13 protein-coding genes are annotated in these 13510 nt (G+C 39.8%); 6 read left to right on the top strand and 7 right to left on the bottom strand.

The genetic code is table 11. The features are described 5' to 3' along the window. Window positions 1-7: 7 nt before the first annotated feature. The 7 genes from gyrB to dnaA all read right to left on the bottom strand — a co-directional run bounded on the left by gyrB (window position 8) and on the right by dnaA (window position 7878). Window positions 8-1909 (bottom strand): DNA topoisomerase (ATP-hydrolyzing) subunit B, encoded by a 1902-nt coding sequence (gyrB, locus tag VRHSUH10_RS07200; protein WP_105089996.1) that lies wholly within the window; start codon window positions 1907-1909, stop codon window positions 8-10. 75 nt (window positions 1910-1984) lie between these two features. Then, window positions 1985-2233: a DUF370 domain-containing protein gene (locus VRHSUH10_RS07195; RefSeq protein ID WP_060924870.1), complete on the bottom strand. Its 249-nt coding sequence runs from the start codon at window positions 2231-2233 to the stop codon at window positions 1985-1987. A 13-nt stretch (window positions 2234-2246) separates the two neighbouring features. After that, complete coding sequence (locus tag VRHSUH10_RS07190) at window positions 2247-3149, bottom strand: DUF721 domain-containing protein (protein WP_105089995.1); 903 nt, start codon at window positions 3147-3149, stop codon at window positions 2247-2249. Then, window positions 3136-4236, bottom strand: a complete 1101-nt coding sequence (gene recF, locus VRHSUH10_RS07185; RefSeq protein ID WP_105089994.1) for a DNA replication/repair protein RecF — start codon at window positions 4234-4236, stop codon at window positions 3136-3138. The genes VRHSUH10_RS07190 and recF overlap by 14 nt, the downstream gene beginning before the upstream one ends. 3 nt (window positions 4237-4239) lie before the next feature. Next, window positions 4240-4473 (bottom strand): RNA-binding S4 domain-containing protein, encoded by a 234-nt coding sequence (locus VRHSUH10_RS07180; RefSeq protein ID WP_004692943.1) that lies wholly within the window; start codon window positions 4471-4473, stop codon window positions 4240-4242. Window positions 4474-4780: 307 nt separating this feature from the next. Then, a complete protein-coding gene (gene dnaN, locus VRHSUH10_RS07175; protein ID WP_054747902.1) occupies window positions 4781-5893 on the bottom strand; it encodes a DNA polymerase III subunit beta in 1113 nt (370 codons plus the stop codon). Between the two features lie 407 nt (window positions 5894-6300). Continuing rightward, a complete protein-coding gene (gene dnaA, locus VRHSUH10_RS07170) occupies window positions 6301-7878 on the bottom strand; it encodes a chromosomal replication initiator protein DnaA (protein WP_105089993.1) in 1578 nt (525 codons plus the stop codon). A gap of 1505 nt (window positions 7879-9383) precedes the next feature. On the opposite strand from dnaA, the gene rpmH reads away from it, so the two are divergent. The 6 genes from rpmH (at window position 9384) to mnmE (ending at window position 13445) form a co-directional block, all read left to right on the top strand. After that, window positions 9384-9518: a 50S ribosomal protein L34 gene (rpmH, locus tag VRHSUH10_RS07165; protein WP_004692946.1), complete on the top strand. Its 135-nt coding sequence runs from the start codon at window positions 9384-9386 to the stop codon at window positions 9516-9518. Window positions 9519-9597: 79 nt separating this feature from the next. After that, window positions 9598-9957, top strand: a complete 360-nt coding sequence (rnpA, locus tag VRHSUH10_RS07160; RefSeq protein ID WP_105089992.1) for a ribonuclease P protein component — start codon at window positions 9598-9600, stop codon at window positions 9955-9957. A gap of 50 nt (window positions 9958-10007) precedes the next feature. Further along, window positions 10008-10229 (top strand): membrane protein insertion efficiency factor YidD, encoded by a 222-nt coding sequence (gene yidD, locus VRHSUH10_RS07155; RefSeq protein WP_071585418.1) that lies wholly within the window; start codon window positions 10008-10010, stop codon window positions 10227-10229. 168 nt (window positions 10230-10397) lie between these two features. Next, window positions 10398-11063, top strand: coding sequence for a YidC/Oxa1 family membrane protein insertase (locus VRHSUH10_RS07150; RefSeq protein ID WP_105089991.1), 666 nt, complete (start codon window positions 10398-10400; stop codon window positions 11061-11063). Window positions 11064-11072: 9 nt separating this feature from the next. Continuing rightward, window positions 11073-11870 (top strand): RNA-binding cell elongation regulator Jag/EloR, encoded by a 798-nt coding sequence (gene jag / locus VRHSUH10_RS07145; RefSeq protein WP_105089990.1) that lies wholly within the window; start codon window positions 11073-11075, stop codon window positions 11868-11870. A 189-nt stretch (window positions 11871-12059) separates the two neighbouring features. Further along, entirely contained in the window at window positions 12060-13445 is a 1386-nt protein-coding gene (mnmE, locus tag VRHSUH10_RS07140) for a tRNA uridine-5-carboxymethylaminomethyl(34) synthesis GTPase MnmE (protein ID WP_105089989.1), read from the top strand. The last annotated feature ends 65 nt before the right edge of the window (window positions 13446-13510 follow it).

The raw sequence follows: 13510 nt of genomic DNA, 5'->3' as shown, positions 1-13510 counted from the left end.
TCACCTCTTATAAATCTAGATTACGTACGTATTTTGCGTTATCTTCAATAAATTTACGACGAGGTTCTACCTTATCGCCCATAAGAACTGTAAATATTTTATCAGCTTCGATGGAATCCTCTAAGCTAACTTGTAAAATCGTACGATTTTCAGGGTTCATTGTAGTTTCCCATAATTGCTCAGGGTTCATTTCACCTAAACCTTTGTAACGTTGGATTGTGATACCATCACGACCTACTTCATCAAGTTTAGCTGTAAGCTCCGCATCAGAGTATACATACCAGTGGGATTTACCCTTCTTGATTTGGTACAAAGGTGGTTGTGCAATGTAAATATGACCTTCCTCTACCAATGGTTTCATATAGCGGTAGAAGAATGTTAATAACAAGGTACGGATATGAGCACCGTCAACGTCCGCATCTGTCATGATAATAATCTTGTTATAACGAGATTTTGTAATATCGAATTCTTCACCAATGCCAGTACCGAAAGCGGTAATCATGGAACGAATTTCGTTATTTGCTAAAATCTTATCAAGGCGCGCTTTTTCTACGTTAAGGATCTTACCACGCAATGGCAAAATCGCTTGGTAACGACGGTCGCGACCTTGTTTTGCAGAACCGCCCGCAGAGTCACCTTCGACTAGATAAATTTCAGTCATAGATGTATCTTTTTCAGAGCAATCTGCTAATTTACCAGGAAGGCTAGATACTTCTAACGCATTTTTACGGCGAGTTAAGTCGCGGGCTTTACGAGCGGCCTCACGAGCACGGCTTGCCATTGTTGCTTTTTCGATGATTTTCTTCGCATCTTGAGGATGTTCTTCGAAGAATGTTCTAAGACCTTCAGATACGATAACATCTGTAATACCTTTAACTTCGCTATTGCCAAGTTTAGTTTTAGTTTGGCCTTCAAATTGAGGTTCCAATACTTTTACAGATACAACAGCTGTCAAACCTTCACGTACGTCTTCACCGGAAAGGTTAGACTCATTTTCCTTGATCAATCCAGATTTACGGCCATAATCATTGAGGGTACGAGTCAAGGCAGCACGGAAACCAGAAAGGTGAGTACCACCATCAATGGTATTGATGTTATTTACGAAGGACAACAAGTTTTCGCTGTAGCTATCGTTATATTGCAATGCTACGTCTACAACTACGTCGTCTTTTGTACTTTCAATGTAAATTACAGTTGGGTTTACTACTTCTTTATTTTCGTTCAAGAAGGTAATGAAAGAACTCAAACCACCTTCGTAGTGGAAGCTTTCAACACGAGGTTCCTCTTGACGCAAATCGCTCAATGTAATGCGAAGGCCTTTATTAAGGAATGCCAATTCTTGTAAACGAATTTTCAATGTATCAAAGTTGAATACAGTAGTTTCAAAGATTTCAGCATCTGGCTTGAAGATAACTGTAGTACCAGTACCTTCTGCTTTACCGATTTCATGTAATTCAGAAGTTTTATGACCACGAGAAAAGGAAATCTCTTGAACGATACCATTTTGAGCTACTTGAACCTTAGTCCATTCACTCAACGCATTTACTACGGAAATACCTACGCCGTGAAGGCCACCAGAAACCTTGTAGCCGCCACCGCCAAATTTACCGCCAGCATGCAATTTTGTTAATACTAACTCTACCGCAGACATACCGGATTCATGCATCCCTGTAGGGATACCACGACCATCATCGACAACAGTAATACTGTTATCTTTATTAATGGATACTTCGATATGTGTAGCGTAACCTGCGAGCGCTTCGTCAACAGAGTTATCTACTACTTCATAAACGAGGTGATGTAAACCGCGAATGGACGTACTACCAATGTACATACCAGGGCGTTTACGTACCGCGTCAAGACCCTCGAGAACCTGTATATTCTGAGCGCCATAATTTTCTTCAGGCATGAAACAAACTCCTCCTAACAATCTATCACACTGTACTGGATTGAAATTTGGTACAACACATGTACAGAATAAATCTTATCTCTTTATTATACTATAAAACTCATCAATTCGTCTCATTAAAGTCTTAATACTAACACCAGATCCATAAACGCAATCATCAGTGACCACATAGGTCTTGATCTGCTCCTCTGGTACCATGGCGATATACTCTAAGCTCTCATAGTGATGAATAGGACTTTTATGGGATTTTCCGCCCTTGGCGTGCACCATGGTAATGATGGATTCGATAGGCACGGAAACGGTATCCCCAATATGAACGTACATAGGAATGCCTCCTCTACTTTTCTAATGTCCCATTTAATGAATCGATTTTCCGCTGTTCCTCTTCAGCAAGGAACTTAGATCGATATTTGTTGCACAAATTAATAACGTTCTGGTCCGTTAGCTCATCAGGCTTCTTATGAGTGATGAGCATAGCCACCATATACATATGACGGCGATTAATGGACCCTTTATAAATTTTATCTAAGTAAAAGTATATAGATTCCCGCATGGCTTCTGCAAAGTCTGGGAAGGTACATTGTATAAACTGCTGACAGTCGCTGTATTTAAAGTACGGATACTTTCTAATGACCGCCTTAATGTCCTTAATATGAGCTCGATGCAATTCATATTCACAGGTCGGACAGATTTCTTTTTTAGATTCCATATGCATGCCACATCGCTTACAACGATGATAACCATGCTGCTCTAAATAGATTTCCCGCTTTCGAGCCGTAATTTGTACTTTTCTGAAAGCAGCCTTTAATTCTTCGTTATCTGTCTTCTCTAACGATTTATCGATGGCTTCTACGTCTTCTTTTGAAAGCACGATATCTCCAAAGTTAATCCGTTTTGTAATAATCTGTTCATCAGGTAATGAAATAGATGTATCAGTATTTGCTTTCACATAGCTCTGACGTTTCATAATAAAGCGAATATCGGTGATGACCTCTTGATGGTAATATTTGTTTATCGCCTCGATGATACGCCGTTTTTGCATCTGTAATTCTTGCATCCACATAGAATTATCTGCACTAATTACCATATCTGGAGGCTTGATAGACACAATTTTTGTATGCTCCGCAATGACATCGCCCACTACATCACGCCACTTGTGAACGAGGGTATTTAATTTATATTGTTCCAGTAAATTCAGTTTTGATAAGGCCTTTGGTAAACAAAGATCAAGGCTGTCCATACTGAACCTTTCCCCCTTCACAAGAAATAAATTGAACCGATTTCAAATCTTTAAAATCGTGAATATCTGTAGTAGTAATAAATGTTTGAATACGTTTATGAATAAACTGCAATAAATTCGCTCGTCTCGATTCATCAAGTTCGCTCAATACATCATCTAGTAGCAGAACTGGATATTCCCCAACCTCGGACTTGATAAACTCAAGCTCGCTTAACTTTAAGGACAATACAGCCGTTCGTTGCTGCCCTTGGGATCCAAATTTCTTTAAATCCATCTCATCGGAAAAGAATCGTAAATCATCGCGATGAGGACCTACGCTAGTGGTCATCCGATGACGATCCTGCGGCAACGCTACTTTAATGCGCTCGTAAAAGCCTTCCTTTGTATACTCTAATGAACCATTGTCCATATAAGGCTGTTCATAACCGATGGTCAAATTCTCAAGGCCACCCGTCAATTTACGGTTCATCAAATCGATGAGAAGATTGATTTTCTTCAAGCTTTCTAACCGTTTCTTTACGATAAAGCTCGCCATATCGGCTAATTGCAAATCCCATTCTTCAAGAGGAATGTTTTTCTTCCCTCTATATTCTTTAAGGATTGCATTACGCTGCTGTAATAACCGATTATACTGCATCAACTGATGATAATAGGTAGCACTAGTCTGAGAAATTTCCATATCGAGAAAACGTCTACGTCCAGACGGCGTACCCTTAATGAGTTGTAAATCTTCAGGACAGAATATAACTGTATTTAATGTACCAATCAGTTCCTTTTGAGATATTTTAGTATCGTTTAAGCGAATATCCTTAGGGCCTTGGCGGAATAACTTGATATTTACCTTTTGTGGCGTATCCTTTTTCTCGAACTTGACTACAATGCCAGCTTCCTCAGCATTGAACAAGAGCATGTCTGACGTATCGTTGGTACGATGGCTTTTACCAATGGTACCCACATAAATAGATTCGAGGATATTCGTCTTACCAGCCCCATTAGTGCCGTACAAAACGATAATCTCCGGATTAAACTGAATCGTTACATCCTTGTAATTACGAAACTGGAATAATTGCAGTGAGTCAATTCTCACCGATTATGCCTCCTCTTGAGTAATCACGAGATCTACATCGAGACCTTCGCAAGAAATCACATCGCCAACGCGGCATTTCTTGCGCTTTTCTGTGACAACCTGACCATTCAAAGTAAGAATACCTTCATCGATAAAGGATTTAATTTGACCACCTGTTTCGATGATTCCTTCTAACTTCAACAACTGATCAATTTGAATGTACTCCGTATGAATGGGTACCTGCTGTTGCTCTTTCATAACGTCCTCCTATAGTGGACAATTTATAACTATATGGGAATTAGGTAACGATGACTTTTAATCATCATTACCTAATAAAAATATGTATATTAATTCAGTGAGATATACAGAATTCTGATATTTTTATCAATAAACTAATAACAGACTGTCTTTAACATTATTAATTATTTAGTACCAGAGTACAGTTCCTCACTGTGAATTTTCTTTAGGCTACGTTGTAGCCTAGAAAATTTTACGTTCGGAACAAAGCGATGCAGTTTCCCTGTCGTCGCAAGCTCCTCCATTGACTACTGCCCTGCTTTTACTTTTATGCATTCGTACGAACTGGTGTTACTACGTATGTATAGTTCGGATTATTGTCTTGGCGAATAACAACAGGACCGTTTTGTTTTAAGAACAAGTGGATATTGTCGCCTGTGCTGTGGCGCAAGATGTCAGAGATGTAGCGACCGTTGAAGGAGATTGTGAAAGGTGTGCCTTTAAATTCAACAGCTACGTCTTCTTTTGCCATACCAATTTCAGTATTTTGAGTAGACAATGTTACATTACTTTCAGCCCAATCATAACGAATTACGTTATAGCTGATGTCTTTAGCCAATAAGGATACGCGGTCAACAGCACCAGCGAATTCGCGGCGGTCGATAACAGCGCTAGAATCGAATTGGGAAGGAATTACCTTTTCATATTCAGGGTAAGTACCTTCGATCAAACGAGAAATAATATAAATAGATTCAAAGTTGAACACGATTTGTGTGCGGTTCCAAATGATGTTGATCATGGCTGGATTATCTGTTGGTAACAAACGAGATACTTCAGCCAATGTTTTTGTAGGAATGATAGCGCGCATTGGCGTAGTTGCTGGTTCATCGATGGTAATTTTCTTAACAGCCATACGGTGTGTATCAGTAGCAACCATTGTTACTTCATTTTCTTTGATTTCAAGAAGAGCACCAGTAAATACAGGACGATCTTCGTCAGTAGCAGCTGCGTAATTTGTTAAATCGATGAGTTCTTTCATTGCAAAGCTATCGATGTTTACATGATCTTGGTCGTGAATTTGTTCAACTAAGGAGAAATCATCTGGATGTAATGTTACTAAGTTGAATTCGGAAGAGCCAGATGTGATTGTTAAAGAATTGCCATCTTCTGGTTTGTAAAGCTCGATGGTATCGCCAGGCAATTTGCGAATTAATTCTTGGAAATAGCGGGAACCTACAACTAATGTGCCAGGTTCTTTGATGTCGCCGTCGATGGTTAAACGAATACCAAGCTCAAAGTCGTTGCCTTGTAATTCTACTTGACCATTTTTTGTTGTCATGTAGATAGCACCTGGTAAGTTGGAGCTTGTTTTATTTTGAGATACCTTTTGCAATACATTGATTGCTTTTTGGAGATTTGCTTTTGGGAATGTAATATGCATATGTTACTCCTTTATAATTTGTATGTTTGTTATTAGTATTATTTAATTTGTAGATTACTATTTTGCTCTACTAATTTATATATTGTTTGTATGTACTGTTTCCATATAATGTAGAAGCATTAATAATTACTTATCTTGTTTGTAATATTCTATGTTTGCTATCGTAGATGCTCTATAGATATTCTGCGATAGATCTGTTTCTACTGGTTTTTTGATTGTTTGTTAGTTTTAGTAGTAGTAATAGTAGGGGCCTGTTCATATGTGTAAAAGTGAATTGGCACTACTAACTGTGCGATTTCTCGGTTGTGTATAACTATGTTGATAGTTTGTAACCACTTATCCACATACTCACAGCGGAGTGCGGTTTTTAGGATATCCACAAAGTTACGCACAATATATCCACAGAGTTATCCACAGGTTGTTAATTTCTGTTTAATTTCAGAAATCATGTTCTTAGTTTCTTCGTTTCGTTCAATTTCCTTCGTAATTTTATCGTACGCATGGAGAATTGTCGTATGGTCACGAGAGAAGGCTGCTGCGATTTGCGGATAACTTTCATTGATCATATCACGGCATAGATACATGGCAATTTGCCGTGGGAATGCGAACTGTGCCTTACGCTTCTTACCGAGCAAGTCTTGCTTTTTAATATTGAAATAAGAACTTACAAAATTTTGGATGCTTTCCATAGTGACCATGTTCACCTCTTCGGTATGAACGAGGCCAGCCAAGGCTTGTTTAGTGTATTCTAGATCGATAGATTCAAGACGTTGATCGATGGATGCAGTGCCGATTAATTTGGTGAAAGCACCTTGCAACACCCTGACGTTTTCGCTAAATTGTAACGCCACGTAGTTGATGGAGTCGTTATCGATGCGGATAACGCGATTTTTCTTATATTCACGTTCTAAAAGTGATCTAAAGATGGCGATGCGTGTTTCTAAATCTGGATTTTCCATTGTTGCAATGTAGCCAGCTTGGAAACGAGAACGAAGACGGTCTTCGAATTGCTCCATATCGTTTGGCATCGTATCAGAGGTGAGGACGATTTGTTTGTTGTTATTTAATAACTCATTGAACGTATTAAATAGCTCAGTTTTCGTACTTTCACGACTTTCAAGGAACTGAATATCGTCAATCATGAGTACGTCGATGTTGCGGAATGTGTTGCGGAACAATTTACCTTGGTTACGCTGCAATGTTTCGACGAAAATGTTCATAAAGTTTTCGCTCGTAATGGACATAACCTTCATGTGTGGATGATTTTCCTTGATGGCATTGCCGATAGCGTGCATCAAATGCGTTTTACCTAGACCTGATGGACCATAGATAAAGAGCGGATTATAGTCACCGCCTGGGAACTCAGCTACATTTTGAGCCGCACCAAATGGAATGCGGTTCGCGTTGCCTGTAACGTAGTTATCGAAACGGTACGCTGGATTAAGGTTAGATAATGATAAATCCACAGGTACATTATCAGATTGTAATGTAGGTGTTGTAGTTTCAACTGTTTTACTAGGCACTACCATTGGCTCATCTGGAATATTTACAGGCGCTGGTGCTCGGTCGATATAAACAGGCTCCTGATATACCGGTGTGTAGAACTCATCTTGTTGAGCTTTTTCCTCTACCACAGGCGGTAATGGCATCGGTGGAGCCACTACAGGTGCATCATCGATGAGACTTTCATCAACAAAAGTAGTATCTACACTCTCTTGATTGAAATCGAATAACACCATATCCCGATGAGAACCGATAACCGTAGTAATAGCATCCTGCAAAGCCTTGCTGATCTGTGGCTGCTGATCGATTAAGTTTTTAACAAATGTTTGCATGACCCCTATATGGATCGAATGACTGTCGAGAGACATGGGAATCAACGATGACGTGACGCGCAAGTACAACGCGTCAGGCAAATGTTGCATGTTCTTTTTCGCCTCTTGCAATATATGTTCCCATATATTATTCAAATCAAATGATTGCATGACGTGCCTCTTGTGTATAACTATTACGATAAATGTGTATAACTTTAGGAATAATGTGTATAACTCTTGTGAAAGCTGTGGAAAAACCTGTTATTCCTGTGAATAACCTGTGCACAACCTGTGAATAAGTGAAAATAAAATTCTATTCCAACCAGATAATAACTGACTTTATAGATTACACAGGTCAAAAGAGAAAAAATGTGGATAACCTTAAAAGTTATCCAACAAAAACTTATAAAAATATATACTTTTTCCTAATTTCAGTTATGATTGTACCAAAAAATCACTAGTTTGTCATTTATTCTGTGGATAACTTTTGATTATCTGAAGGAGAAATGTTAATAACTCAGTAATTATCTCATCTTTTGTTCATCAATTACTTTTGGGGGAGGACTGAAAACTACTTTTATCGCTCCATACGACGCGTAAGTCACTCAAAAAGTAGTTTTCAGTCCGCTCCTCCTATAAGATAATTTTTATGATTACAATATACATAGACGAAAAAGTAATTGATGAACATAACAACATCAACCTTCAGATAATCAAAACTAAATGATAGATAAAAATAACAAACTAGTGATTTTTCTAAGAGGGAGTGTTAGGTGTGGATGTGGATCTTTGACCGAAACGTGTCGTATGGAGTGATGAAGAAGACTTAGTTGTTTGGAAATGTAACATCAATTTTCCCTTTCCCCTCAAAAGGTTAAAAGGTAAGATTTGTTATATCTTAGATCCGTATTCTGAAAGACTTTTAGATTTGCTATAAAAACTGATACTACTTTCTATACTGGTGGTAGGTGTTATAGTAGTCATTAGAGCGTGTTAGGAGCAGGAATAGATGTGGATTTTTGACCGACTTACGTGTCGTATGGAGGGAGAAAACCACATCTATTCCTCCCCTCCTCTTCCAACTAGAGATCAAAAGGTAAATTCGCCAAAATATAAAAGATTAGAATGTGAGTTCTTGTGTTGCTGAATAATTGATGTTACGTTTACATCGTGTAGTGGTGTGTAAGGATAGATTAGGGTTGTCTTAGGGAGGGAATATAGGGTCCTTTTGAGCGACTTTACGGTTAGTATGGAGCGATGAAGGAGCTCTCTTTTGGAAACGTAACATTAATTTTCCCTTTTTCCCTCAAGAGGTTGAAAGGGAAGATTTGTTATATCTTAGATCCGTATTTTGAAAGACTTTTAGATTTGCCATAAAAACTGATACTACTTTTTATACTGGTGGTAGGTGTTATAGTAGTCATTAGAGTATGTTAGGAGCAGGAATAGATGTGGATTTTTGACCGACTTACGATGAGTATGGAGGGAGAAAACCACATCTATTCCTCCCCCTATAAAAGTAGTATCAGTTTTAAGTTCTATCGGATTTAAGTAAAATCTACATAAAAGTCTTTCAGAATAGCCCTAAATGATTGACAAATTTACGTTTTAACTCTATAATTACCCTGTTATGGTATAAGTAAAACAATACAAAATGACGAGGAGGTGTTTTACTAATGAAACGTACTTACCAACCAAATACTCTTTGGAGAAAACGTACCCATGGTTTCCGTGAACGCATGAAAACTATCGGTGGCCGTCTCGTTTTAAAAAGAAGACGTGCAAAAGGCAGAAAACGCTTATCTGCATAATATAATAGCTGTTAGGCAGGAGAAAAAACTTGGCGCTGCTGCCAAGTTTTTCTATTCTTAGGACTTAAGGACAATGCATATGGATTATTGCCTCGATAAAGCAAGACGACTGACGCACAATAATGAATATCGCCTTGTGTATAAGCACGGTAAATACGAAGTAGGCCGTATGTGTGTACTGTATCGTATGCCCGTGGCGAAGCAATCTACGCGCATTGGTTTTGTAACCGGCAAAAAGGTTGGTTGTGCTGTAGAGCGCAACCGAGCTAGACGCCTTATGAAAGAGGTATATCGCCTCAATCAACATTCCATACGCGAAGGGTATCATATCGTAATTGTTGGACGTGGCCCTCTGAAAAACGCTACCTACGAAAAAGCGGAAAAGGAAATTTTGTATCTCTTGCGAAAAAGCAAATTGTTGATACAAAATGATAAATAGGACCACAAGTTAGAAGGCTTTGGTCCTTTTTTGTGTATATGGAGGTTTCCATGAAACGCTGTATAACCGCGCTTTTACGACTTTTAATTAGGTTCTATCAGCTTGCCATATCTCCCTTAAAACCTGGATGTTGCCGTTATTATCCGACATGTTCCACATATACTCTGCAGGCCATCGAAAAATATGGTCCTTTGAAAGGTAGCTGGATGGGTTTAAAACGCATTCTTCGCTGCCATCCTTTCCACAAGGGTGGCTACGATCCAGTTCCCTAACCTATTTGGGCTTAGGCTGGATGCGTTCTGTGAAAGTAACTTTCACAAAAACTATCTAGCACAGTTTTGGAAATACCTGAGCATCTGTATGGATGAAATTTAGACCATACCATAACGATATATAGATGCGCAAAGGACGGTTTCGGACTGTAAGAAAAAGGAGAAACAATGGACTTTTTAAGTGGTATTTTCCAACCTATCGTTGACTTGATGAGCACATTGGTAACGTACGCGTTCCAATTGACTCAAATGGTAGGTTATCCAAGCTACGGTGTGGCTATTATCCTTTTAACAATCTTCATTAAAGCGATTTTGGCACCACTTACTGTTAAGCAAATTAAATCCATGAAGGCTATGCAAGAATTGCAGCCTCGCATGAAACAATTGCAAGATAAATACAAAAACGATCCTGCAAAACTTCAAGCGGAAATGGGTGCATTGTACAAAGAAATGGGCGTTAATCCATTGGCTGGTTGTTTGCCTCTATTGGTGCAAATGCCATTCTTGATCGCAATTTACTGGGCGTTGAAAGACTACCCTTACGATCCAAACTTTGTACAATTCTTGTGGTTGCCTAGCCTTGGCGAACCAGATCCAATGTACATCTTGCCAGTTTTGAGTGCATTATCCACATGGGTTATGTCTCGTCAAACTAGCAATGGTGCAACTGGTGCAGCTGCACAACAACAAAAGATTATGACAATCTTTATGCCTTTATTCATTGGTTACATCTCTTTGAGCTTCCCATCTGGTCTCGTTATCTACTGGGTAGTATCTAACGTATTCCAATTGATTCAACAGCACTTCATTTACAAAAATTTGAACGCTAAGTAGGAGGCAATTATGGAATTTATCGATGTATCTGCTAAAACCATTGAAGATGCCATTGCCAAAGGCGTAGCTCAATTGGCTGCAGAAGGCCAAGAATTGGTAGAAACTAAAGTCTTGGAACAACCTTCTAATGGCTTCTTGGGCATTGGTCGTAAACCAGCAGTTGTTCGCTTATTCTTCACATCTGTAGCTAAAACTGCTACTCAAGAAGAAGTAGCTCATGTAGAAGAACAATCTGTAGCTGTTGCTTCCGAACCGGTGGCAACAACTGAAACAGAAGTAGAAGACACATTAGTTGATTCTACTGAAGGTGATGTTGTAGAAAAACCTTCTAAAAAGGAACTTTCAAAAGAAGATCAACAAGAAATCGCTGAAAAAGGTAAACAATTCCTCGATGATATGTTTACTCAAATGGGCCTCACTGTGGTTATCGAAAAAATGATGACCAAAGATAAGATTACATTCCAAGTACACGGCGAAGATTTGGGTATTTTGATTGGCAAACATGGTCAAACATTGGATGCTATTCAATACTTAACTAATCTCGTGGCTCACAAGGATGTATCTGGCCACTGCCATATCGTTGTAGATGTGGAAAACTATCGTTCTCGCCGAGAAGAAACATTGGTAAATCTCGCGAAACGCTTGGCTTCTAAGGTGAAACGCAACCGTCAAAAGGTTTCTTTAGAACCAATGAATGCTTTTGAACGTAAAATCATTCACACTGCCCTTCAAGGCGATAAAAACGTTGTTACTAACAGTGAAGGGGACGAACCGTTCCGTCACGTTGTGATTACGTACAAAAAATAAAATATAGTGGTGCAGCTTTCAAGTAACTGAGATTATCGGTTGCTTGAGGGCTGTCCTCTTTATTCTTTAGGTTATGGTGAAAGCTAACCTAAGTTAATCTTCGCATGCAAAGATTAGTTTAGTTTAACTTTCACAGGCGAAGAACATATACAAAATCAAATATTAGATAATCGAAATACGGAGATATGTATGTATATAGATGATACAATAGCGGCCATTGCGACGCCGCCCGGTATCGGCGGGGTTGGTATTATTCGGGTCAGCGGCAAGGATAGTTTTCCTATTGTAAATAGCCTGTTCAAGAGCGCTGGCACTGTTCCTTTGATGGACCGCCAAAATAGAACGATACAATATGGGACCATTGTGGATCCCGCAACGAACAAGACCATTGACGAGGTTCTTGTATTATTAATGAAAGGCCCTCATTCCTACACGGCAGAGGATGTAGTGGAAATTCAGTGTCACGGCGGTATTGTGCCGGTTCGACAAATTCTGAAATTGCTCGTAAACCACGATGTGCGCATGGCTGAGGCCGGCGAATTTACGAAGCGCGCCTTTATGAACGGACGCATCGACCTTACTCAAGCAGAGGCGATCATTGATATTATTGAAGCAAAAACGGAGGACTCCCTCTCTCTCGCTGTATCTCAGCTAGATGGGACCGTTTCGTCCTTTGTGAAAGATGTGCGTGAACAGCTCATCGCTATGATTGCCCATTTAGAGGTAACCATCGACTATCCTGAAGAGGATATTGAGGACGTAACGAGCCAAGAGGTTCGTGATCAATTGCAGCCTATTTTGAAAGCTATGGATGATCTCTTATCCACAGCGAATACAGGCCGCCTCATTCGGGACGGTATTACAACGGTTATCGTAGGCCGTCCAAATGCAGGTAAATCGAGCTTGATGAACGCTCTCTTGCGTGAAAATCGCGCTATCGTAACAGATATTCCTGGTACGACACGGGATAGTATTGAAGAATATATGACCGTTGAAGGCATTTCCTTGCGCCTCATCGATACAGCAGGTATCCGTGACACACAAGACACGGTAGAAGCCCTTGGCGTTGAACGTGCTCGCGATTATATCAACAAAGCAGACATCGTGCTCTGCGTTATCGATGGGTCTACTCCATTAACCCCTGAAGAAATCGAAATTTTGACCTCTGTGAGCGGTTTGAACACCATCGTACTCCTTAATAAGTCCGATATGGCACAAGTCGTTACAGACGAAAATATTAAAGAACACGGAACCTTTACGGCTATCGAGCGCATCAGTGCTAAAGAAGGCGAAGGCTCTGCAGTTCTCTCTAAATGGGTGCAAGAACTCGTCTACGGCGGTCGCGTAAAACAAGATAACAGCGCTATGATCAGTAACGTGCGCCACATCAGCCTCATGGAACAAGCGAAGGCTCAAGTCGAACAAGCCCTCTCCTCCATCGACATGGGCATGCCAGTAGACTTTGTAGCAACCGACCTGCGCAGCGCCTGGGAACTACTAGGCGACATCACGGGTGATACCATCCGTGAATCCATGATCGACGAACTATTTAGCCGTTTCTGCCTTGGTAAATAACCCAAAGAAAAGTCACAGTGAGGAACTGTGCTCTGAGAAAACTTTCACAATAAGATAAGTAACAA

This window comes from Veillonella sp. T11011-6, from assembly GCF_002959755.1.
Classification (GTDB): Bacteria; Bacillota; Negativicutes; order Veillonellales; family Veillonellaceae; genus Veillonella.
This window is presented reverse-complemented; position numbering and strand designations above follow the sequence as displayed.

Excerpts from the sequence above, each read along its gene's own strand:
- VRHSUH10_RS07150 (WP_105089991.1), top strand. The coding sequence starts at position 10,398 with ATGGACTTTTTAAGTGGTATTTTCCAACCTATCGTTGACTTGATGAGC.
- rpmH (WP_004692946.1), top strand. The coding sequence starts at position 9,384 with ATGAAACGTACTTACCAACCAAATACTCTTTGGAGAAAACGTACCCAT.
- dnaA (WP_105089993.1), bottom strand. The coding sequence starts at position 7,878 with ATGCAATCATTTGATTTGAATAATATATGGGAACATATATTGCAAGAG.
- mnmE (WP_105089989.1), top strand. The coding sequence starts at position 12,060 with ATGTATATAGATGATACAATAGCGGCCATTGCGACGCCGCCCGGTATC.
- VRHSUH10_RS07195 (WP_060924870.1), bottom strand. The coding sequence starts at position 2,233 with ATGTACGTTCATATTGGGGATACCGTTTCCGTGCCTATCGAATCCATC.
- VRHSUH10_RS07190 (WP_105089995.1), bottom strand. The coding sequence starts at position 3,149 with ATGGACAGCCTTGATCTTTGTTTACCAAAGGCCTTATCAAAACTGAAT.
- VRHSUH10_RS07180 (WP_004692943.1), bottom strand. The coding sequence starts at position 4,473 with ATGAAAGAGCAACAGCAGGTACCCATTCATACGGAGTACATTCAAATT.
- rnpA (WP_105089992.1), top strand. The coding sequence starts at position 9,598 with ATGGATTATTGCCTCGATAAAGCAAGACGACTGACGCACAATAATGAA.
- yidD (WP_071585418.1), top strand. The coding sequence starts at position 10,008 with ATGAAACGCTGTATAACCGCGCTTTTACGACTTTTAATTAGGTTCTAT.
- jag (WP_105089990.1), top strand. The coding sequence starts at position 11,073 with ATGGAATTTATCGATGTATCTGCTAAAACCATTGAAGATGCCATTGCC.
- gyrB (WP_105089996.1), bottom strand. The coding sequence starts at position 1,909 with ATGCCTGAAGAAAATTATGGCGCTCAGAATATACAGGTTCTCGAGGGT.
- dnaN (WP_054747902.1), bottom strand. The coding sequence starts at position 5,893 with ATGCATATTACATTCCCAAAAGCAAATCTCCAAAAAGCAATCAATGTA.